This is a genomic window from Candidatus Schekmanbacteria bacterium RIFCSPLOWO2_02_FULL_38_14 (assembly GCA_001790855.1).
Taxonomy (GTDB): Bacteria; Schekmanbacteria; GWA2-38-11; order GWA2-38-11; family GWA2-38-11; genus 2-02-FULL-38-14-A.
The window spans coordinates 1-21,594 of sequence record MGDH01000016.1 but is presented as its reverse complement, the minus strand read 5'-3'; the positions used below and the strand labels follow the sequence as shown (position 1 = coordinate 21,594).

General features: G+C 39.0%; 19 protein-coding genes and 1 pseudogene. 7 read left to right on the top strand and 13 right to left on the bottom strand.

Features of this window, described 5'->3' with window-relative positions:
- Nucleotides 1-136: 136 nt before the first annotated feature.
- The 3 genes from A3H37_06185 (at nucleotide 137) to A3H37_06175 (ending at nucleotide 2,040) form a co-directional block, all read left to right on the top strand.
- Nucleotides 137-559, top strand: a complete 423-nt coding sequence (locus A3H37_06185; protein ID OGL50446.1) for a Holliday junction DNA helicase RuvA — start codon at nucleotides 137-139, stop codon at nucleotides 557-559.
- Nucleotides 560-637: 78 nt separating this feature from the next.
- The gene (locus tag A3H37_06180) at nucleotides 638-1,690 is read left to right on the top strand and encodes a hypothetical protein (GenBank protein OGL50445.1); all 1,053 of its coding nucleotides are present in this window, start codon (nucleotides 638-640) and stop codon (nucleotides 1,688-1,690) included.
- A 56-nt stretch (nucleotides 1,691-1,746) separates the two neighbouring features.
- Nucleotides 1,747-2,040 (top strand): 30S ribosomal protein S20, encoded by a 294-nt coding sequence (locus A3H37_06175; GenBank protein ID OGL50444.1) that lies wholly within the window; start codon nucleotides 1,747-1,749, stop codon nucleotides 2,038-2,040.
- A 48-nt stretch (nucleotides 2,041-2,088) separates the two neighbouring features.
- Here A3H37_06175 and A3H37_06170 read toward each other — a convergent pair whose 3' ends face one another.
- The 7 genes from A3H37_06170 to A3H37_06140 form a co-directional block, all read right to left on the bottom strand.
- Entirely contained in the window at nucleotides 2,089-2,604 is a 516-nt protein-coding gene (locus tag A3H37_06170; protein OGL50443.1) for a hypothetical protein, read from the bottom strand.
- Between the two features lie 158 nt (nucleotides 2,605-2,762).
- Nucleotides 2,763-5,252, bottom strand: coding sequence for a leucine--tRNA ligase (locus A3H37_06165; GenBank protein OGL50442.1), 2,490 nt, complete (start codon nucleotides 5,250-5,252; stop codon nucleotides 2,763-2,765).
- 124 nt (nucleotides 5,253-5,376) lie between these two features.
- Nucleotides 5,377-6,096 carry a ribonuclease PH gene (locus tag A3H37_06160; GenBank protein OGL50441.1) on the bottom strand — a complete coding sequence of 240 codons (720 nt, stop codon included), beginning with the start codon at nucleotides 6,094-6,096 and terminating at the stop codon, nucleotides 5,377-5,379.
- 111 nt (nucleotides 6,097-6,207) lie between these two features.
- The gene (locus tag A3H37_06155) at nucleotides 6,208-7,017 is read right to left on the bottom strand and encodes a glutamate racemase (protein ID OGL50440.1); all 810 of its coding nucleotides are present in this window, start codon (nucleotides 7,015-7,017) and stop codon (nucleotides 6,208-6,210) included.
- A 9-nt stretch (nucleotides 7,018-7,026) separates the two neighbouring features.
- Nucleotides 7,027-7,623, bottom strand: coding sequence for a hypothetical protein (locus A3H37_06150; GenBank protein OGL50439.1), 597 nt, complete (start codon nucleotides 7,621-7,623; stop codon nucleotides 7,027-7,029).
- A gap of 2 nt (nucleotides 7,624-7,625) precedes the next feature.
- Nucleotides 7,626-8,411, bottom strand: coding sequence for a hypothetical protein (locus tag A3H37_06145; GenBank protein ID OGL50438.1), 786 nt, complete (start codon nucleotides 8,409-8,411; stop codon nucleotides 7,626-7,628).
- Nucleotides 8,408-8,881, bottom strand: a complete 474-nt coding sequence (locus A3H37_06140) for an SsrA-binding protein (protein ID OGL50437.1) — start codon at nucleotides 8,879-8,881, stop codon at nucleotides 8,408-8,410. The genes A3H37_06145 and A3H37_06140 overlap by 4 nt, the downstream gene beginning before the upstream one ends.
- Nucleotides 8,882-9,043: 162 nt before the next feature.
- On the opposite strand from A3H37_06140, the gene A3H37_06135 reads away from it, so the two are divergent.
- Both A3H37_06135 and A3H37_06130 read left to right on the top strand, forming a co-directional pair.
- Nucleotides 9,044-9,529 (top strand): GNAT family N-acetyltransferase, encoded by a 486-nt coding sequence (locus tag A3H37_06135; protein ID OGL50436.1) that lies wholly within the window; start codon nucleotides 9,044-9,046, stop codon nucleotides 9,527-9,529.
- 31 nt (nucleotides 9,530-9,560) lie between these two features.
- On the top strand, nucleotides 9,561-10,913 hold the full coding sequence (locus A3H37_06130; GenBank protein OGL50494.1) for a hypothetical protein: 1,353 nt from the start codon (nucleotides 9,561-9,563) through the stop codon (nucleotides 10,911-10,913).
- Between the two features lie 14 nt (nucleotides 10,914-10,927).
- Here A3H37_06130 and A3H37_06125 read toward each other — a convergent pair whose 3' ends face one another.
- The 6 genes from A3H37_06125 to A3H37_06100 all read right to left on the bottom strand — a co-directional run bounded on the left by A3H37_06125 (nucleotide 10,928) and on the right by A3H37_06100 (nucleotide 15,887).
- Nucleotides 10,928-11,983 (bottom strand): S-methyl-5-thioribose-1-phosphate isomerase, encoded by a 1,056-nt coding sequence (locus A3H37_06125; GenBank protein ID OGL50435.1) that lies wholly within the window; start codon nucleotides 11,981-11,983, stop codon nucleotides 10,928-10,930.
- 303 nt (nucleotides 11,984-12,286) lie between these two features.
- Entirely contained in the window at nucleotides 12,287-12,550 is a 264-nt protein-coding gene (locus A3H37_06120; GenBank protein ID OGL50434.1) for a YggU family protein, read from the bottom strand.
- Nucleotides 12,532-13,110 (bottom strand): septum formation protein Maf, encoded by a 579-nt coding sequence (locus A3H37_06115; GenBank protein OGL50433.1) that lies wholly within the window; start codon nucleotides 13,108-13,110, stop codon nucleotides 12,532-12,534. The genes A3H37_06120 and A3H37_06115 overlap by 19 nt, the downstream gene beginning before the upstream one ends.
- Nucleotides 13,110-13,721 carry a guanylate kinase gene (locus A3H37_06110; GenBank protein ID OGL50493.1) on the bottom strand — a complete coding sequence of 204 codons (612 nt, stop codon included), beginning with the start codon at nucleotides 13,719-13,721 and terminating at the stop codon, nucleotides 13,110-13,112. The genes A3H37_06115 and A3H37_06110 overlap by 1 nt, the downstream gene beginning before the upstream one ends.
- On the bottom strand, nucleotides 13,714-14,595 hold the full coding sequence (locus A3H37_06105; GenBank protein OGL50432.1) for a YicC family protein: 882 nt from the start codon (nucleotides 14,593-14,595) through the stop codon (nucleotides 13,714-13,716). Before A3H37_06105 ends, A3H37_06110 begins: the two co-directional genes overlap by 8 nt.
- On the bottom strand, nucleotides 14,589-15,887 hold the full coding sequence (locus A3H37_06100) for a UDP-glucose 6-dehydrogenase (GenBank protein OGL50431.1): 1,299 nt from the start codon (nucleotides 15,885-15,887) through the stop codon (nucleotides 14,589-14,591). The genes A3H37_06105 and A3H37_06100 overlap by 7 nt, the downstream gene beginning before the upstream one ends.
- A gap of 555 nt (nucleotides 15,888-16,442) precedes the next feature.
- Here A3H37_06100 and A3H37_06095 point away from each other — a divergent pair.
- Together A3H37_06095 and A3H37_06090 are read left to right on the top strand one after the other, a co-directional pair.
- Nucleotides 16,443-18,437, top strand: coding sequence for a hypothetical protein (locus tag A3H37_06095; GenBank protein ID OGL50430.1), 1,995 nt, complete (start codon nucleotides 16,443-16,445; stop codon nucleotides 18,435-18,437).
- A gap of 37 nt (nucleotides 18,438-18,474) precedes the next feature.
- A pseudogene (locus A3H37_06090) lies at nucleotides 18,475-21,594 on the top strand (hypothetical protein).

Below are 21,594 nucleotides of genomic sequence, written 5' to 3'. Positions count from 1 at the left end.
GGTCTATTTCTACAGGTTTTGCTAATTTCAAGCATAGTTTTTCACCAAGCTTAGAATTTTATATTAGAAGCTGAGAGGGGGTTTGTCAATTCAAATTCCTTGATAAATTTGGGTTTCTTTGCTAATTCTTGAAAACATGAGAATTCTTGGACTTGATATTGGGGACAGGTTTATAGGTGTGGCTTTAAGTGATGAATCAGGAATTATTGCCTCAGGGCTTGAAACCATAAAGAGGACAAGGATAGAAGAGGATTCAAGAAAGTTAAAAGAACTCATAGATAAGCATGAAGTAAAGGAGATTGTTTACGGGATTCCTAAGAACCTTTACGGCGGGATAGGAGAGCAGGGAGAAAAAACATTAAAATTCATAGAGCACCTTAAAAAATCTATAGATATTCAAATGAACCCATGGGATGAAAGGTTTACATCAAAAGAGGCTGAAAGAGTTCTTATTGAAAAAGGGATAAGAAGGGAAAAAAGAAAGCAAATGAGAGACAGGCTTTCAGCAGTTTTGATACTTCAGGGATATCTGGATTCAAAAAAAACTTATAACCTGTGACTTATAACTTATAACTAAATAGATAAGATAATCTGTGTAATCTGTCTTTAATCTATGTAATTCTTTTAAAGGAGAGCCCTGGTTTTGGGAAAATATATAGCACTTGTTTTAGTCTTTCTTATACTTGCGGTTTTTACTTTTGTCAGAGTGTTGTGGGATTATCCTTATACTCCTCTTAACAATGACCAGAGAACAAAGGTAATTGAGATTCCCAAAGGCACGGGAATAAAGGAGGCAGCCTATATTCTTGTAAAAGAGGAAATCATTTCACACCCAATGTTTTTTACCCTGATGTGCAGGATTAACAGCAAATCTCCTGTGATTAAGGCAGGAGAATATGAACTCAGAGCTACTATGGCGCCGCTTGAGATTTATCAGACCCTTGAGAAAGGGGCATACAGGAAGCATTATGTTACTATTCCTGAGGGATTTACCTTAAACCAGATTGCGAAACTTCTCCTTAAAGAGCAGCTTATTGACAAGAAAAAATTTTTAAAACTTGCCCATGACAGGGAATTCATAAAATCACTTGGTATAGGCGCATTATCTCTTGAGGGGTATCTTTTCCCTGATACATATGAGTTTACCAAAGGAAGTGGCGAGGGGTTTATTCTTACAAAAATGGTAAGCCGTTTTCATGAGGTTTTTACTGACGCTTTCAAAAGGAAAACTGATGAGATGAAATTAAGCATACATGAAGTTGTAATTCTTGCTTCAATCGTTGAAAAAGAGGCAAAATCTGCGGAAGAAAAAGGGCTTGTTTCTGCTGTGCTGCACAACAGGTTAAGAAAAAATATGCCTCTCCAATGCGACCCCACAATTATTTATGTGATTGAAGACAGCTTTGACGGAGTTCTTAAAAACAGTTCGTTACAGATTGATTCACCGTATAATACATACAAATACAGAGGGTTGCCTCCGGGTCCAATTGCAAACCCGGGAAAGGAAGCAATCCTTGCAGCCATGTATCCTGCCAGAGAAAATTACCTTTATTTTGTTTCCACAAATGAAGGGTATCACAAATTTTCAAAGAGTTATACTGAGCATCTTATGGCAGTCAGGGAGTTCAGGGGAAAGAGAGAGCTTATGAAAAAAGCTGAAAAAGAGGTTAATTCTCTTGACAGCAGATAAATCCTTGTGGTAATTGAAAATGCTCAAAATTTTTTAATCTTTAAGGAGACGGGAATTTGGCAAATACAAAGTCAGCAGAAAAAAGAATCAGACAGGGCATAAGAAGAAATACAAGAAACAGGATGGTAAAATCCGGTGTAAAAACTGCAGTAAAAAAGATTCTGTCTGCGGTTGAAGCAAATGATTCAGAAAATGCAAAAGCCTTGCTGAAAAAGGCAATACCGGTTATTGATAAAGCAGCAGCAAAAAGGGTTTTTCATAAGAACACTGCATCAAGAAAGATTTCAAGGATTACAAGAAGGATTAATGCTCTGCTGAATAGACAAAAAGAAGCTGCTGTCAAAAGCTGATGCTTTAGGCGGAAAGCTTGCAAGTCCGTAAGATTTAAGGATTTAATTCTAAAATCCTTCAAAAATCTCGCCTACAAGTTTTTTGGAAAGTTTTTGTGCAAGCCTTGCACAGGCGTACTCTTCCTCTCTTTTTCTTGAGATTGAATCTCTTGGTACTTTAAAGTCAATGAACCATTCAAAATCTTTGTTCTGATAGAGGATATTGCTTTCATCAATATCCTTTAAGGTTATTTCAAGCTTTATCCTTAGCCTGTATTCAAACACTTTGTCCCTTGTATCAGCAGTTACTGTTTCAAGATTATAAAAGACAACATTACCATGTATTATTGCTTTTGCGTGTTCAGTATCAGTAATCATTTTAGGTGAAAAGGCTGTGAATTCCTTTATCATTGCATCTGTTATTGTTATCTCAATTCCCGGAACGTCTGTCTTATTTTTCAAAACAGGTATTGCAAGGCTTTCTATTTCCTTACCTGCCTCTGAACTGCCAGAACCAACCAGATAATAACAGGAAGAAAAAAGAAATAAGGAAAGAATACTTATAGAAATTATTATTGCTCGCATCTTAAAAATGTTTCTCCAGATTTGTCATTGCGAGCGATAGCGAAGCAATCTCAAATTCCCCTCTATTCCCCCTTTTCTAAAGGGGGAGAAAAGGAAGATTGTTTTGTTGCTTATGCTGCTTGCAATGACTCAATACCTTATACCCTAAGTCTTCTATATCATTCAACTACAATGTTTATCAGCTTTTTTGGAACCAGAATCGATTTTACAACTTTCTTGTTTTTGAGAAATTCCTTAATTTTTTCATTATTAACTGCAGCCTCTTTTATTTCTTCTTCAGAAGCTGAAACAGAAACTGTTATTTTCCCACGCACCTTTCCATTAATCTGTATTACGATGGTTACATTTTCTTCTGTCAGCATTTTTTCATCATAACAGAGCCATGGTTGTTCAAATACACTTCCTGATTTTCCAAGCCTTTGCCAAAGCTCTTCGCAGATATGGGGCGCAAACGGAGAAAGAAGCAAGAGCACAGTTTCAATGGCAAAAATATATGAATTTTTCAGTCCATCATTCCCTGCAAGCTCTTTCTCATCTATCAGATAGATTGAGTTAACAAGTTCCATTATTGCCGCAATTGCAGTATTGAAGTGGAACCTGTCTTCAATGTCAACAGATACTTTTTTTATGGTTTTATGGCATTTCTTCAGGATATGCTTGGCGCTATCAGAGAGTTTGTCTGTTTCCGGCAGAATTTTTTTTTCAGACAGAGGCAAGCTTTTCCCTTCCTGCTCAACCAGTCTCCATACCCTGTTCAAAAACCTGAAAGCCCCGTCAACTCCCTCATCGCTCCAGTCAAGGTCCTTTTCAGGAGGGGAAGCAAAGAGGCAAAAGAGCCTTACTGTATCAGAACCGTATTTTTTTATAAGGTCATCAGGGTCAACAACATTCCCCTTTGATTTTGACATCTTTGCCCCATCTTTTATGACCATTCCCTGAGTCAAAAGATTTATGAAGGGTTCGCCTTTATCTAAAAACCCTAAGTCTCTTGTAACTTTGGTGAAAAATCTTGCATAGAGAAGATGGAGTACTGCGTGCTCAATGCCGCCTATGTACTGGTCAACAGGCATCCAGTAATTCAAATCCTGTTTTTCAAGCGGCAGGCTTTCACTGTCAGGAGTACAATATCTTGAAAAATACCAGGATGAATCAACAAATGTATCCATTGTATCTGTTTCCCGTTTTGCTATACCCCTGCATCTTGGGCAGGTTGTGTTCAGAAACTCATTGCTTTTTTTAAGAGGTGAATCTCCAATGATATCGAAGTTCAGGTCCATTGGAAGAAGCACTGGCAGATCTTTTTCCGCAACAGGGACAGTTCCGCATGAGTTGCAATAGATTATTGGAATCGGGGCTCCCCAATATCTCTGCCTAGAGATTCCCCAGTCCTTGAGCCTGTAGTTCACTCTTTTTTCCCCTACACCTTTTTTCTCAAAATATTCTATAAGCAAACCCATTGCTTCAGTATTTTTCATTCCTGAAAATTTTCCGGAATCTGCCAGAATACCTTCCTCAGTATAGGCTTCTTCCAAAGTGTCTGAATCAAGCCTCTTGTCAGGGGGCTGGATAACGACTTTAATTGGAAGGTTATATTTTTTTGCAAAATCAAAATCCCTCTGGTCGTGGGCAGGAACAGCCATAACTGCGCCAGTTCCGTAATCCATTAACACAAAATTTGCCACAAATATTGGCATCTTCCAGCCGGTCAAGGGATTTATGCAGTACCTTCCTGTAAAAATTCCTTCTTTTTCTTTTGTTATATCAGTTCTTGTGATTTTGCTCTGTTTTTTAACCTGCTCTATGAAATCGCTGACAGGTTTTTCATACTCTGTTCCTTTGACAAGCTCTTTCACAACCGGGTTTTCAGGCGCAATGCTCATAAATGTGGCGCCAAAGACTGTGTCCTGCCTTGTAGTGAAAACTGTGACTGAAAGGTTTGAATCAGCAACAGGGAATATTATTTCAGCGCCATAGCTTTTCCCTATCCAGTTTTTCTGCATAATGAGGACTCTTTCAGGCCAGCCTTTAAGGTTATCAAGTTCTGAAAGAAGTTCTTCAGCGTAGTGGGTAATTTTGAAGAACCACTGTTTCATTTCCTTCTGGGTCACTTCGGTTTCACATCTCCAGCATTTTCCGTCTTCTACCTGCTCATTTGCAAGCACGGTTGTGCAGGAATCACACCAGTTCACCAGAGATTCCTTCTGGTATGCAAGCCCTCTCTCATAAAACTTAAGGAAAAACCACTGACACCATTTATAGTAATCTTCTCTGCATGTTGAAATCTCTCTGTCCCAGTCATAGCTCAATCCAAGGCTTTTGAGCTGTTTTCTCATGTAACTTATATTTTCTTCAGTCCATTTTGCCGGATGAATCTTATGTTTTATTGCTGCATTTTCTGCAGGAAGTCCGAAGGAATCCCATCCCATGGGATGGAGGACATTGTACCCCTTTTTCCACTTGTACCTTGCAACCACATCACCAATTACGTAGTTTCTCACATGCCCCATGTGGATTTTCCCCGAAGGGTAGGGGAACATTTCAAGGACATAATATTTTTTTCTGGTTTTATCAGGTTTTGCCGCAAAGAGTTTTTCCTCTTCCCAAATTTTCTGCCATTTATCTTCTATGCTTTTTGGTTCGTATTTCATAGCCTGAAAATATTCAGTTGAAACAGAATTATTGTCAAGAAGTTTTTAGGTAGTTACAGAGTTATGAGTTAAGGAGTTTTTAGATAATTTATAAAACTCTGAACCATTTTTGAAACTTTATCAACTATTTACTCAATGCTTTTTTCTGAGCATCAAAGAGATTAAAAATTCCCTTGCGTGCTAAAGACAAAAGGTCATCAAGGTCATTTTTGGAAAAAGCATTTTTTTCAGCGGTTGCTTGAACTTCAACAAGTTTTCCGCTCCGAGTCATTATTACATTCATGTCAACATCTGCATTTGAATCTTCCTTGTAATTTAAATCCAGACATTTTTTGCCTTTTACTATACCAACACTTATTCCGGCAACCTGGTCTTTTATAGGATTTCTGCTTATTGCTTTTTTTAAAAGCAATGTCTCTATTGCATCAGCAAGCGCTACATAGGCACCTGTTATTGAGGCTGTCCTTGTTCCGCCATCTGCCTGCAGCACATCGCAGTCAATCCATATTGTCCTTTCTCCAAGGAGCGATAGGTCTGCAATTGAACGGAGTGACCTTCCAATCAGCCTCTGTATCTCATGAGTTCTTCCGCTGATTTTGCCTGCAGAAGCCTCACGCCTTGTCCTTGTGTGTGTTGAACCCGGGAGAAGGGAATACTCTGCTGTTATCCATCCTGTACCTGTATTTTCCAGAAACTGCGGCACTTTTTCTTCAACTGTTGCTGTGCAGAGGACTTTTGTTTCTCCGAGGGAAATAAGCACAGAGCCTGAAGGATTCTTTAAAAACCTTCTTTTGATTTCTACCTTTCTCATCTCGTCATATTTGCGTCCATCGTGTCTCACGATTGTCTCCTCTTTCTCTGAGCAGACACCTGCCTGCCGGCAGGCAGGTGTCTGCCCCTACTTTTAGACAGGCATTGTCTTGCCCCCACCCTTGTTACATTTTTTCTCCACTCTCTACAAATCTACCTGAACAAAATGCTCTATTTCTTTTCCGAGGAAGAGCTTTGCAGTTTTTAAAAAATGGGATGAAGTGTCAGTTACAAAGAATCGGTGATAAGGTTTGGTTGCAACTTTATTCTCCAGAGTGTTTTTCTTTAGAATATCTTTTACCACCTTTGCTGTTTCAATGCTTGAGTCTATGAGATTTACAGATTTTCCCATTGATTTCTGAATTATGTTTTTGAGCAAAGGATAGTGGGTGCACCCAAGCACAAGTGTATCAATTCTTTTGCTTTTAAAAGATGCAAGATATTTGTCAGCTATCATAAAAGTTATATTGTCATGGATTAGTCCTTCCTCGGCAAGCGATACAAACAGGGGGCATGGTTTTTCAAACACGCTAAATTCCGGGTTAAGGGACATGATTGCCTTTCTGTAAACAGAGCTTTCAATGGTTCCTCGTGTTCCTATCACACCAACTCTTTTAATACTGCTTTCCCTTACTGCTGCCATTGCGCCAGGCTCAATAACTCCTATTATTGGAATTTTAAAAGTTTCTCTGGCTGTGTCAAGACTGTAAGCAGTGGCAGTATTGCAGGCTATTACCAGCAGTTTTACCCCTTTTTCAAGCAGGAAGTGGATATTCTGAAAAGAATATTTTTTTACTGTTTCCTGTGACTTAGTGCCATAAGGCACTCTTGCTGTGTCCCCAAGATAAATAGTATTTTCATTCGGCAAAAGTCTCATTATCTGTTTAAGGACTGTAAGCCCTCCAATTCCTGAGTCAAAAACTCCTATAGGTTTTTTCCTATCCTTAGCGCTCATTTTTCCTCATTATTTCCTGAGAGATGCTTCAGAAAATTCTTTGAGTTTAAAAGGCTTTGAGGTATCTATGTGTCCCCATAGCGTGTTTACTTCTTCTCCGTTGATTAAAATCTGAACAGCAGTTATTTCCTCAAAATTTTCAACAAGGGTATGGACTATGGAGTTGATTGCTGAAAGTTCTGCAAAAGTTCCTCCGGGATTGTTTTTTATAATATCCTTTGAGAAATTGAGATAAGCAGTTCCGTCTTCATCAAAAAAGGCATTCAGAAGCTTTATCTTGTTTGACAGAGTCGGAGTCATCCCTTGTTTTGGACCCTCAATAAGAGCATTTAATGCCTCATTTATCTTTTCAGAGGGTTTCCCGCTGTTGAAAAATATTGTCTTTTCTTCATAAGCAAGCTCTGACCCGTTAAGGAAAAAAACTTTAACTACCATTTCTTTTTTTTCTTTTGGTTCATTTTCAGAATTTGCATCGCTACGGGTTTTTTTTTCTGTTGAAGATTTTTTGCTACAGCCCGGATATAATGAAAGAAAGAGAATGATTGAGAGTGTAAAGGCTGTTAGCTTGCGCAAATGATAATTATATTTTTTTACAGGGCTTGACATTTCTACCCATTATCCTCAAAATATTTTGTTATTCCTTCTACAATCTTTATAGCAAGAACTTTTAGATATCCATCTCTTGACAAAGCGGTTTCTTCTTCAGTGTTAGTGATGAAGCCAGCTTCTATGAGAACAGCAGGCATTGCTGTCCCTGTCAGAACAAGAAGCGGCGCGGGATTGACTGACCTGAATGCTATCTCCTGAGAACTTTTAAAACTTTCTTCAAGAAAGGATGCAGCTTCAAAACTTTTTGGTATAAAAATATTCTGCGCTTCGTTCCACGGTAAAATCAGAGATTTATTTTCTTCATCACTGGCTTCCGGGTTTAAACTCTGGGTCTGAGATTGAGAATAGGAAAAACCTAAATTATCCTCAGAGTAATAGTATATTTCAATTCCTTTTTGATTTTTATCAAATGAAGCGTTTATGTGGAGACTTAAAAAAATATCAGCTCCTTTTGAGTTTGCCAAAGATACCCGTTTTTCAGATGACAGGTCAATGTCTTCGCTTCTTGCGAGGAAGACATCCATAACCGGGTTTTTGGAAAGAATATCCTTAACCATTAAAGCCAGCTTAAGGGTAATTTCTTTTTCTGTCAGACCATTGGGGCTTTTACACCCAATGTCTTTTCCTCCGTGCCCCGGGTCAATGGCTACCAGCTTTTTTTTGGAAACCGCAGGAGAGATTGCCTGAGTCTCCTTTAGAACTGAGAGCGCTTCAATAGACAGCAAATCTGAGAAAATCAGGAAGAATAAAACAGAAAAATATATTTTATATTTACTTTTTGTCATCTGTTTTTCATTGCTCTTTCAAGTTCACGCTTTGATTCTTTTTCCTTTAAAGCCCTTCTTTTATCATAAAGCTTTTTCCCTTTTACAAGCGCTAATTCAACCTTGGCGTGTGCTTTTTTAAAATAAATCTTTAATGGAACCAAAGTGAATCCTTTTTCACGGGTTTTTCCTATCAGCCTCTGTATCTCTTTTTTGTGCAGAAGGAGTTTCCTTGCCCTTGCTGGAGGAGGATTTTCCCTTGCCCCCGGAGAATAAGGGCTTATGTGACAGTTCAAAAGGTATATTTCTTCATCTTTTATCAGCGCATAGCTGTCTTTCAGATTAGCCTTGCCTTCCCTCAGCGATTTTACCTCTGTTCCAGCTAAGACTATGCCTGCTTCAATTTTTTCAATGATATGGTAATCATGTGATGCTTTTCTGTTGCTGCAAACAATTTTAATGCCTTCTGCAGACTTATTGGAATTTTTCATTCATTCGATTCCTGCAATTTTTTCATTTATTAAGCAGGCTTGCCGACCTTTTTTGAAATTGTTACCATATTTATTGAAATCAAATCAACAGAATTATTTTTAATTGACAAGGCTTGATACATAAATTAGTTTCATTTTAAATAAATTTGAAGGAAACAGATTATGGGAAAGAGGGTTGAAGGGAAAATCAGGAGCGCAAGGATAAGCGATGTTCCTACAATACAGGAAATAATCAACTTTTATGCCAAAAAGGGGAAGATGATTCCCCGCTCTTTGAGTGAAATATGTGAAAGCATCAGGGGATTTTTAGTGTATGAGAAAGGGAATGAAATCCTTGGTGTCTGCAACCTGAAAGTTTTCTGGAGTAATCTTGGAGAGATATGCTCTTTAGCTGTTAAGAAAAAGGCTGTTGGAAAGGGAATCGGTTCAAAACTTATAAAAAAATGTCTTTCAGATGCAAGAAAAATTGAAATAAAAAAGGTTTTCGCTTTAACCTATGAACCGGAGTTTTTTAAGAAAAAAGGATTTACTGTAGTTGACAAATCAGAACTGCCGCAGAAAATCTGGAATGACTGTATGAAATGCATAAAATTTCCTCACTGTGATGAAGTCGCTCTGATTAAGGAATTGGATGAAAATGAAAATTGAAATGTCAGCGGGACAAGAATGTCCCGAAAATATGGAGAGTGAATTGGAAGCAATAAAACTTTGCAGAGAAATTTTGAAAAAAGCTAAAGGGAGAAAGGCTCAGGGTGCAGAAGTATATATGACAAGTTCTGAGTCCACTTCAATTGAGATAAAAGACCAGAGGGTTGACTCTTTTGAACTTGCCAAGGACAGAGGAATTGGGTTGAGAGTTATGGTTGACGGAGCATGCGGTTTTTCCTATTGTAATGATTTTAACAGCGATTCAATCAATAAACTAATAGACAAGGCAATCAGCAGCGCAAGGAATAGCACTCCTGACGAGTTCAGGGGTTTTTCTGAGGCAGTTGAAAGATATCCTCAGGTCAACTGCTTTGATGAAAAATTGAGCGAAATATCCATAGAGGAAAAAATAGAAAAAACCAGATTTGCAGAAAAAACAGGAAGAGATTTTGATAAAAGAATTATAAATGTAAGAAAATGCTCATTCGATGATACTCAGTATGAGGTTGCGATTTTAAACACAAAGGGACTGGAATATACCAACAGGGGAACTTACTGTTCCTCAAGCATAACCCTGATTGCCCAGGAAAACAATGTGATGGAAACGGGATGGGAAATTGATTCATCAAGGTGGTTTAAAAATCTGGATTTTGAGATGGTTGGAAGAGAGGCTGCAAGAAGGGCAGTTGAGATGCTTGGTGCAACTTCTGTGGAGACAAAAAAGGTTCCGGTTCTTCTTGACCCATATGTGGCTATGGAATTTTTAAGCATTTTTGCTTCTTCATTGTCTGCTGATAATGTACAGAAAGGGAAATCAATGCTTTCCGGAAAAACAGGCGAAAGTGTTGCTGCAAAGCAGATTTCAATCGTTGATAACGGGCTTTTGCCTGAGGGATTAGCATCAGCGCCTGCTGATGGCGAAGGAGTTCCGATGCAGAGGACAGTTCTGGTTGAAAACGGAGTCCTGAGAGGTTTTCTGTACGATATATACACAGCGAAAAAAGACGACACAGTTTCCACAGGGAATGGATTCAGAGGAGGGTTTAAAGATACACCAAGGGTTAGCGTTTCCAATTTTTATATAGAAAAGGGAAACATTTCACAGGAAGAAATTGTTTCAGAAATTGATGATGGTTTTCTTATAAGAGAGGCAATGGGTGTTCATACTGCCAATCCGATTTCAGGGGATTTCTCTCTTGGTGTTTCAGGTTTATGGATTAAAGGAGGGAAGATATCATTTCCTGTAAGGGGTGTTGTGATTTCAGGAAATATAATGGATTTATTCAGGTCTGTTAAAAAAGTCGGCTCTGATTTAAGATTTTATGGAAGGATTGGTGCCCCAACGCTGATGATTGAAGAGATGAGCGTTAGCGGAAAGGGATAGTTGGTTGTAAGGTTTTATTTCTTCTTAGAACTTATGCGGGTTAAAACCTTTTTGATGCTTTCTGAATACGGTTTTCTTAAAATTCCTTTCTCAGTTATGATTGCAGAGATATAGCAGTTTGGAGTAACATCAAAGGCAGGGTTTTTGACTCTAACCTTTTGAGGTGCAATTGGTTTTCCTTTGATTGTAGTTATCTCCAAAGGATTCCTTTCCTCAATCGGAATGAATTTTCCGTTTTTCATTTTAGGGTCAATGGTTGATATTGGTGCTGCCACATAGAATGGTATATTATGTTCTTTTGCAAGAACAGCCACAGTATAAGTTCCTATTTTATTTGCTACGTCCCCGTTTGAGGCTATCCTGTCGGCTCCTACAATGACTTTTGAAATCTCTCCTTTGCTCATAAAATAACCCGCCATATTATCGCAGATTAATGTCACAGGGATTTTATCCTTTAAAAGCTCCCATGCTGTAAGCCTTGCTCCCTGCAAAAACGGTCTTGTTTCATCAGCAATAACCGCAATTTTTTTCCCGTCATTAACAGATGCCCTTATAACACCAAGGGCTGTTCCAAAGCCTGCTGTTGCAAGCGCGCCTGCATTGCAGTGAGTCAGGACAGTGTCTCCGTTGTTTATCAGCTTGCTGCCGTGCATTCCGATTAATTTGTTAATCTTTATATCTTCTTCACAAACAGTTTTTGCTTCTTTGAGAAGAAGCCTTTTAATTTCATCAGGCGGGCATTTGCTGTTTTTGATGAAAACTTCCTTCATCCTGTCAATTGCCCAGAAAAGGTTAACTGCGGTTGGTCTTGTAATGCTTAAACGATAACAGATTTTATCAAATTCTGCTTTAAATTTTCCTATAGTGTCTGCTTTTGATTTTACTGCCCCGAGAGCGATTCCAAAAGCTGCTGTCACACCGATTGCAGGAGCGCCCCTGACTATCATTTTTTCTATTGCCTGAGCTACTTCTTCATAGTTTCTGCAGTCAACATAAACCTCCTTGTCAGGCAACCTGATTTGGTCAATTAATCTGACAAAATTATTTTTCCATTCAACGGTCTTAAACATTTCTTCCCTCATAAGAATTTTAGTAAATTAAGCACTACTGTTCCAATTAATTATTGTCATTGACTCTAAAATTTTCATGGACAGGCGGGACCTGCCTGCCGGCAGGCAGGCGCCTGATTATTTTCATGCCCCTTTATGAGCCTTTGACTCATGATGATTCCTACCCCCATTTTCATGATGGTAAACTCCAGCAGGAATCAAGAGGACATTAATTTTACTGGACACAAATTTATTTTGGACAAATCTACCTTAATTATGCATTATAAAATATCAAATCCAAAATCTCAAATCAACGTAAAAATTTTAAACTTTTTTTATTGTTGGTATCTGAATGGATTTTGCAGAGATTTCTACCAGTTTTTCCCGTGATTTAAAACCTGATACAATTCTTATATCTGATTTTTTAATATTAAAAATTTCAGCCAGAAATTTTACGAGATGCTCATTTGCCTTACCTTCTGTCGGAGGAGATGTGAGGCGGATTCTTAGCACGCCATCAGAAAGTTCCTTTACTTCATTTTTTGAAGAACGTGGAGTAACCTTTATTTTTAAAAGAGTTTTTTGCATCCTGCTTTATTTAAAAGCTTTGACAGGGCATTCAGGGGAAGTCCAACAACATTAAAATAGCATCCGTCGATTTTGCGAATAAAAAATTTCCCTTTGCCCTGTATGGCATATCCGCCTGCTTTATCCAGCGGTTCTCCTGTTCTGACATAGGATTTTATCTGTTCAGGGCTCAGTGTATCCATTGTCACATATGTCCTTACACATTTGGTATAGAATCTTTTTGTTGAAGTATCATAAACAGCAAGCCCTGTTATCACAGCATGTTTTCTTCCGCTCAAACGCGAGAGGATTCTTACAGCATCTTTTCCGTCTTTCGGTTTCCCGATAATTGAACTATCAATCTTAATCACTGTATCAGCAGCTATGATTATTCCCTTCTCTTTCAATGAAGCCTTTAAGGCTTTTTCTTTTGCTGTTCTTAAAGCAAAATCCTCTGCACTTTCTGAAATTTTTGCTTTTTCATCAACATTGGATGGTACAGTTTTAAATTTTAGTCCTGTTTCAGTTAGCAGAGAATTTTTTCTCGGTGAGGATGAAGCTAAAATAATATGTGTGTTCATCAGAGAAGGTTTTTTAAGCTGAATTTCTTTTCCTTGATTCTTGAGACTTTTATCCTTTCAGCAATGACAATGGATTTTAACTCTGATAAGGCTGAATGGATATTGTCATTAATTATCAGGTAATCATATCTGGGAATACATTTTATTTCCTTTAAGGCAGCTTTCAGCCTTTTCTCTATTTCCTCAAAGGAGTCAGCATTCCTGCTTTTTAATCTTTTTTCAAGTTCCTTTAAAGAAGAAGGGATTACAAAGACAAGTAGCGAATTTTTGAACTTCTTTCTTGCTTTTGTGGCACCCTGCGTGTCAATGGCTAAAACCAGATCATTTCCCCTGTCCATTGCTTCCTTTACATTTTTTAAAGTTGTTCCATAATAATTCCCGTGAACCAGCGCCCACTCGGCAAAAGCCCCCTTTGATTTCATTTCCCTGAAACGTTTGCCTGAGATGAAGAAATAATCATTTCCATTGATTTCACCGCTTCTTGGCGTTCTTGTGGTATAGGAAACAGAGAGTTTTATATCAGGGAGAGATTCAATTAGTTTTTTGCACAGAGTGGTTTTTCCTCCCCCTGAAGGCGCAGAAACTATCAGAAGGAAGTTTTTTCTACTCAACATTCTGTACCTGCTCTCTTATCTTTTCAAGTTCAGCCTTCACTATGACTGCTGTTTCTGAGACAATCACGCTGCTGCTTTTGGAGCTCATTGTGTTTATTTCGCGGTTAATTTCCTGTATGTAGAAATCCATTTTTCTTCCAACAGGTTCGCATTCTTTAAAAAGCTTTAAAAAATTTTCAAGATGGGTTTTAGCCCTTAAAACTTCTTCTGTGATGTCGCTTTTCTCAGCAAAAAGCACTATCTGTTCCTCTATTTTTGCAGGGTCTATTTCAATTCCTGAAGATATTTTTTTTATCCTTTCCTGCAGTTTGTCTTTATATGCAAGAAGAAACGACTCTTTTTTTTCATCAATCTGCTGAACAGATTTCAAGATATCCAGAACTCTTTTTCTCATATCCTTTTCAATGATAATTCCTTCTGAAATCCGGCTTTCCCTGATTGCGCTTATTGCCTGAGAAAGAGCTGATTCAAAAAGCCTGTCAATGCAGCTTTCATCATCCTGTGATTCTTTTAGAATAAAAATATCCCTCAGTTTTGCAACATCTGATACAGTGATTTCTCCCGAAAGAGAATAAATATCCTTTAACTCCTTCAAGACTTTTATATAGTTTTCTGCAAGCCTGAGGTCTAATTCTATTTCCTTGATAGGCTGGCTGGTATTTGAATCAAGGTTCAGAAAAAGTTCAAACTTTCCACGGGAGAAATTTTTTTTAAGCTCTTCAAAAGCCTTTCTTTCAAAAGATTTTAATATTCCCGGAAGTTTCGCGGAGATTTCAAGATAGCGGTGATTGACGGAGCGGATTTCAATTCTGATTTTATGCAGGTTGCTGCTGGCTTCTCCCTGCCCGAATCCTGTCATGCTTTTTAACATTTTTGTCTGCCTATGCTGTAATACTCAAATCCCAGTTTTTTCTTTCTTGCAGGGTCGTAAATGTTCCTTCCGTCAAAAATAACAGGACGTTTCATAGCCTGCTTGATTTTTTCAAGATTTAAAAATCTGAATTCTCTCCATTCCGTTACAATTGCAAGGGCATCACATCCTTCTGCCAATTCGTATGGGTTGCTGCAGTAAGTGATACCGGGAAACAGGGCTTTTGTATTATCCATTGCCACAGGGTCGTATGCTCTTATATTGGCTCCTTCATTTATTAAAAATGATATCAGTTCAAGGGATTTTGCTTCCCTTATATCATCAGTGTTGGGTTTAAATGAAAGCCCAAGAATCCCTATAGTCTTCCCCTTTAATGTTCCGAGCACATTTTTCATCTTGTTTATAAACTTTGGGCATCTCTGCCTGTTTACTTCTACAGCAGCCTTTAGTATTTCAAACTGATGAGAGAATCTTTCAGCAGTTTTTATAAACGAGTCAACATCTTTTGGGAAACACGAACCCCCGTAGCCAAGACCCGGGTCCAGAAAATTCTGGCCAATTCTTGAGTCAAGCCCCATTCCTTTTGCAACATCAGTTACATTTGCACCTGTTTTTTCACACAGGTCAGCAACTGAGTTAATAAATGAAATTTTTAATGCAAGGAAGGAGTTTGACGCATACTTTATCATCTCAGCGCTGTAAATGTCAGTTATAATCATTGGCCTTTCAAGGGTAGCATAAAGTTCAAGAAGAACCATTGCTACCTGTTTTGATGGCGCGCCTATTACAATTCTGTCCGGGTGCAGCGTGTCTCTTATTGCCGAGCCTTCTCTTAAAAATTCAGGGTTTGATAGAACATCAAAATCAACATTAGTTTTTTTATTCTTTTCAATGATTTCTCTTACAAAATCGCCGGTGCCAACAGGAACAGTAGATTTGTTGACTATGACCTTGTATTTATCAATATATTTGGCTATTCCTCTTGCTGCTTCCTCTATATATGTCAAATCAGTTTCTCCGTTTTCTTTCGGAGGCGTTCCAACAGCTATGAAAATCACATCTGATCTTTTTACTCCCATTTCCAGATTAGAGGTAAAGACAAGTCTTTTGTCAGAAAAATTTCTTGATACCATTTCTTCAAGCCCGGGCTCGTAGATTGGCATTATGTTTTTATTCAGCATTTCAATTTTTTTCTCATCGCTGTCAACGCATATCACATCATTACCAAGGTCTGCAAATACAGCGCCTGTTACAAGTCCGACATAGCCTGTGCCAATGACGCAGATGTTCATTTTTTTCCTCCGAAATAAGTTTTATGATTTTTTATCCAAGCAACAGATTTCTTTACCCCAGCAAGCTTTATGTTTTTCGGGAAATATACCTGCTCTTATTAGCAGATAAATAAAAAAGACTACCTGATTTAGCCTTTTTGTTTTTAATTTTTACCTGTTGACTGACAGCCAACATCTTCTGTTAAATCCTCAATTGCTTTGCTTCCCGCAATGAATTTAGGATAGTGCTTCATCATGGCTTTCTGCCATTTACGAGGTGATAAGATATATAAGGAGGTTTATGCGATGTCAAGAGGAAAAGTAGAAGTTGAATTTTTGTTGACAATAAATTAAGGATAATTAATAAGAAATAGTGTTTTTTATAGAAATGAATTAAAATATTTTTTATAATGTCTTAAAATTCAGATAAGGTCTGTTTCTGCAATATGACGGATAAAGTAAGTTAAAATCTTGTATAAATTTAAATTATTAGAAAGGGGTGGTTCTGCAAAAAATTGCCTGAGCTTAGAAAGAAATTAGATATTTTTTTTACCTTTTACTCAAAAGGAGGAATAAATGTATTTCAAATCTGCTAGATTTTCTCTAATCGTTTTCTTGATTTTACTTTTTGCAAATTTCTGTTACGGTGAGATTCCCCGTCCTTATACAAGCGCTGTTTTTACAGACATTGATAATGATGGTGACAAAGATTTGATTGTTTCAAGCTCTTCCTACGGTTCTACAAGCAATGCAATCAGAATATTAATAAATAACAACAATCTATATTTTATAGATGAAACCTCTACAAGAATTACTGGCAGTAACTCAACTGTTACTGAAAAAGTAGTTGTTGGTGATTTTAATGAAGATGGAAAACCGGATATTCTGGCTGTTAATTCTCTTAGCGTTGCAAACAGACTTCTCCTTAATAACGGTAGCGGGCAGTTTACTGAGGATTCAAGCAAGGTAGGGGATACATATAATAATATTATAATTCCTAATGATGAGGATTCAAGCATTTCTGCAACTGTGGCTGATATTAACAGTGATAATAAGGTTGATTATATTTATATTGCAAATGACGGAGGACAGCAGAACAGGTTATACATTTATAATACCGGAATAAGTAAGTTTGCAGATAAGACCTCTTTAAACCTGCCAAGTTTTAATGATTACAGTTTTGATGCAGCTTTTGGAGATTTGGACAATGACGGCGATGTAGACATATTTGTAGCCAATGGTAAAGATAGCGGTGTAGTAAATAAAGTGTATCTTAATAATGGTTCAGGGAGTTTTAGCGCAGCAAGCACTGGTTTTTTTCCGCAAGACACAGACTTCAGCTCTTCTGTTATAATCAAGGATTTTAGCGGTGACAACAAGAATGATATTTTTGTTACTAATGCAAAAGGACAGCAGAACAGGTTATATATCTTTAATTCAGGAACATCAGAGTTTGAAGATAAAACTGCAAATTTGCCACAGATTTCAGATTCAAGCTGGAGTGCTGTTGCTGTTGATGTAGATAATGATGGTGACTATGACATTTTTGTGGCAAATGACGGGCAGGACAAACTGCTTATTAATAATGGTTCAGGCCATTTTACAGAAGGAACCTTGCCGGTGGATGATGATTACAGCAGTGGTGCGGCAACAGGTGATGCCAATGGGGATGACAAACCTGATATATTTGTTACCAATTTCGGCGGTAATAATAGGCTTCTGATAAATGATGGGACAGGTGTTTTTACTGACAAATCAGCAGATATGCTTCCCCATGCAATTACAGGTGAAATTGCTCTTTCAGGAGGAAGCAAAAGCGCAACTGATGTAACAGTTACACTGAGCGGAGATAAAAGTGCTACCACAAATCCTGTAACTTCTCCCGGGCTTAATAATGGAATATATTCTTTTGAGGAGGGACTTGAACAAGGGAAGAATTATACGGTTACTCCCACCTTGCCAGGCTATATCTTTGACCCGACCAAAGCAGATTTTACCAGCCTTTCTCAGGATGAGGTGCAGGATTTTACCGAAGCTACATATACCATATCTGGAACGATTAGCCTTTCAGGAGGAAGCGGCAGTGTAATTGGTGTGACAGTTACATTGAGCGGCGGAGATAGCGCAACCACCAATCCCGGAAGTGACGGGAAATATACCTTCTCAGGGCTTGAAGGAGACAAGGATTACACAGTCACCCCGACTTTGACAGGATATGCCTTTACACCAACCCAAAAAGACTTCACAGCCCTTTCCAAAGATGAGACTCAGGATTTTAGCGGTACTGCTTCAGTTACTAATTTAAGTATTACCACAACTTCTCCTTTGCCAGCAGGAAAATTGAAAAAAGCCTATTCCGGCAAGATAGAGGCAAGTGGTGGTACTACTCCATATACATGGAAACTGGCAAGTGGGAAACTGCCTCCCAGATTGAGACTGAATAAATCAACAGGAGCAATTTCAGGTAAGCCTACAACACGAGGAACATTTAAATTCAAAATAACTGTAACAGACTCAAGCAGTCCTGCAAAGAAGACCAAGAGTAAGCAATTTGTAATAAAAATTAAATAGGATAGTCTATAAAGGTAATTTATAAGGAGAAGGGATTATGAAAAATGTTTTTTCTAAGGGGTTATACTTAGTTATATTAATAACATTTTTGATCTTAACCCTCCAAGGATGCGGAGGTGATAGCGGAGGCGGCGGAAAACTTGGTTTAGGTAATGGGGAAGTTGAAGGTTCTCTGAAAAAAAATTCCAAAAAGCCTATTCAGAGCTTTGTTGCCCATATTGATGTTGCAAGAGGGAGTATGAAGATTGAGTACCTTGACGGCAAGAGAAAAAAAGGAGTTTCATCAAAACTTAGTGTTACACCAAACATCACAATTTCAACTGATGGAGTAAATTCTTTTTGGAATGCCGGAGATAAGATTTTTACAGCCTCAGTTCTCTTAACTAACAATTCATCAGATACTCTTTACGGTACTTATGTTACAATCAGCAGTGTTACTTCTGGCATCTCGGTCAATAATGAATATGGCTATGACCCTGATGGGAATCCTTATTTCAATCACGCACCAAATGCGGAATATATTGCTTCAGGGGGATCGAGTTCAAGGGTTGCATGGAAATTTTCTGACCCTGATGCAGTTAACTTTAGCTTCTCTGGCAATATCTATGCAGACAACTGGCATCAGATAGCCGGTGACGGCATAGCATCTACAGCATGGGAGAATGCTGATGCTGATAGGGGAGACAAAATATTTATTGATTCAATGACAGCCTTTAATGGTAAACTCTATGTTACAATGGGCAAACAGGTTCATCCTGCAAGGGATACAGGCAAACAAAATGACTTTCCTGGTGGAATTGGAACAGGAACTGGAATTACCGGTGCCGAGGTATGGGAGTATGAGCCTACAGGCGGAACATGGTCCCAGATTAATGCGGATGGTTTCGGAGGCGCTGAAGATTATTTAAATTTTGGCTATAACAACTGGGGCACATCTCTGGCAGGCTTTAACGGTGCCCTTTATGCAGGAACAAGCAAGGCAGCAATATTTGGCAATGGGCAGACAGACCCTAATAACCAGCAGGGCGCTGAGATATGGAGATGGTCTGGCTCAGGCACAACATGGACAAAAGTCCACAGCATGACAGACACCAAAGCTATAAAAGATTTACTTGAGTTTGATGGAAATTTATTTGCCACAGGTTATTTCAGAGGATACAATAAGACACCCGGCACCGTAACACAAGCCCGGTTTGACTATTCACCAACCGGATCAGCAGGATCATGGAATATAGTAATGAGCGATGCGTTCGGTGATATAGACGAGCAAGGCACCTATGGCACATCAATATCCTCTGCTGTCAGCAATGTTCAGTTTGGCACATCAGACAAGTACTTGTTTTTTGCAAAGGGCGGGATTACAGCAAAGCCCGGTGCACAGATTTACAGGGCTGGCCCTGCAAATGGTACAGGCAAAGGGACAACATATACTAACGGTGTGATAACTGGAGCACGTGGTGATGGTAACTGGGTTACTAACGGTGACTGGACTAAGATTACAGATATCACCTCTGATGATATCTATGCAACAATCACTGCAGCACCGGCACTGATTAATGGTTCATCCATGTATATATGTACAGTAACCTTTAGCACAACCCCTTTAGACCATGAGCTTGCCCATCACTGGGCACATAATGATACTCTTGGAAGGTCAAGCGTGACAATCATTGACAATAAAGGCAGTACGCTAATCTATGGAATCCATGCAAATGACCATGTTCCTGCCTCTGGTAATAAGCTTCGTTTAACAAAGGGCCCAAACGAGCGTGGTCTTAGTGAAACCGCCAATGGAACATCATTTGATCTTTTTGCCTTTGCTCCGAGCACCGAGGGCACAGCCTCACCGGTTATTGATAATACTCTTTTAGTATCTACAAATAACCTTCCGCAGGGAATTGCCCAGTACAATTCTTCCGGAGGCGAGCTATATTTTTCGTCAAATGCAGGAACATCAGCAGGAACAGTAGACAGCGACTGGATAAGGAAGGTTGATTTATTTACAGGAGATAACGGATCAGCACTGGGTATCACAACACCCACTGCTTCAGGCGGGGCAACTTTAGAAAGTTTATCATCAATAGCTGGTTTTAACAAGCGGGATGATTTCACCGCTACCACAGGCTCACATGAAGGGTGGCTTTATGCTGCTGTATATCCATTCCAGAGAACTAATACCGGCTTCAGGCTCTATAAGAGTGCAGACGGGGTAAACTGGATAAAGATTACAGGAGACGGTTTTGGAGATCCCTTTGGCAAAGGATTTGTCTTTGTCTCGCTGAATGGCAAATTATACATGAGCACGAGCAGACAGCAGTTCAGTACCTCTGTGGCATCCTCTTCAAACACTGCTGCGGGCATAACCGAAACAACAAGCACGTTCTATGTTACTGACCCTACCTTCGGTACACCATCAGTGAGGTTTACTACAGCGGGAACGCTGGTTTTAGACAAGTCTACTAATGCAGACGTCAACAACTATGTGCCTGAGTCATCAATTTTTATTGAGAAGGTGAACTACACAGGGAATAAGGTTGCTACGGCTCTCACGCTTACAACTGCTCTTCCTGCAAATGACGGCACTCTTGCAAGCCATGTATGGGCAACTGATACCACGATTGTCCTGAGCAGTGTAGCAAGTTTGCCGGCATCAGGCGCTATTGTAGTAGAGAGTGAGGTAATCCAGTATGGAGCAATATCAGGAACTACACTAAGAACTTTAACTGACCCAGGAGGATCACCTGGTGGTGATTTTTCTGGAAGAGGCTCAAGAGGACCAAGAGACCACGGTATTGCAAATCATCCAAAAGGAACGCCTGTATTCAGGACCACAAGGCATGGAACTGGTGACTACGGTATTGTCTTATCAGGAACAACAGGACTGCCCGCAAGTTCTAGCGGTGCTGGCAGCAACCAAAGGCGTATTTTGATTGATGATGAGGAAATATACTATAACAGTATAACCGGGTTAACCCTTTGGACACCGATGAGGGGAGTGGATGTAACAGATGTAGCAGCGCATAGCGCTCCAACTACCATCTACAGGGCGGGCTTTACGGGGATTACAAGAGGGCAGCACGGTACAACTGCTACAACATGGGCTGGTGCTGAGGGTGTAAGCGGTGGTATTGTTATGGGCACTGCAGAGCTGTGGGTA

Excerpts from the sequence above, each read along its gene's own strand:
- A3H37_06185 (OGL50446.1), top strand. The coding sequence starts at position 137 with ATGAGAATTCTTGGACTTGATATTGGGGACAGGTTTATAGGTGTGGCT.
- A3H37_06170 (OGL50443.1), bottom strand. The coding sequence starts at position 2,604 with ATGCGAGCAATAATAATTTCTATAAGTATTCTTTCCTTATTTCTTTTT.
- A3H37_06165 (OGL50442.1), bottom strand. The coding sequence starts at position 5,252 with ATGAAATACGAACCAAAAAGCATAGAAGATAAATGGCAGAAAATTTGG.
- A3H37_06155 (OGL50440.1), bottom strand. The coding sequence starts at position 7,017 with ATGAGCGCTAAGGATAGGAAAAAACCTATAGGAGTTTTTGACTCAGGA.
- A3H37_06150 (OGL50439.1), bottom strand. The coding sequence starts at position 7,623 with ATGTCAAGCCCTGTAAAAAAATATAATTATCATTTGCGCAAGCTAACA.
- A3H37_06145 (OGL50438.1), bottom strand. The coding sequence starts at position 8,411 with ATGACAAAAAGTAAATATAAAATATATTTTTCTGTTTTATTCTTCCTG.
- A3H37_06140 (OGL50437.1), bottom strand. The coding sequence starts at position 8,881 with ATGAAAAATTCCAATAAGTCTGCAGAAGGCATTAAAATTGTTTGCAGC.
- A3H37_06135 (OGL50436.1), top strand. The coding sequence starts at position 9,044 with ATGGGAAAGAGGGTTGAAGGGAAAATCAGGAGCGCAAGGATAAGCGAT.
- A3H37_06130 (OGL50494.1), top strand. The coding sequence starts at position 9,561 with ATGGAGAGTGAATTGGAAGCAATAAAACTTTGCAGAGAAATTTTGAAA.
- A3H37_06125 (OGL50435.1), bottom strand. The coding sequence starts at position 11,983 with ATGTTTAAGACCGTTGAATGGAAAAATAATTTTGTCAGATTAATTGAC.
- A3H37_06120 (OGL50434.1), bottom strand. The coding sequence starts at position 12,550 with ATGCAAAAAACTCTTTTAAAAATAAAGGTTACTCCACGTTCTTCAAAA.
- A3H37_06115 (OGL50433.1), bottom strand. The coding sequence starts at position 13,110 with ATGAACACACATATTATTTTAGCTTCATCCTCACCGAGAAAAAATTCT.
- A3H37_06105 (OGL50432.1), bottom strand. The coding sequence starts at position 14,595 with ATGTTAAAAAGCATGACAGGATTCGGGCAGGGAGAAGCCAGCAGCAAC.
- A3H37_06100 (OGL50431.1), bottom strand. The coding sequence starts at position 15,887 with ATGAACATCTGCGTCATTGGCACAGGCTATGTCGGACTTGTAACAGGC.
- A3H37_06095 (OGL50430.1), top strand. The coding sequence starts at position 16,443 with ATGTATTTCAAATCTGCTAGATTTTCTCTAATCGTTTTCTTGATTTTA.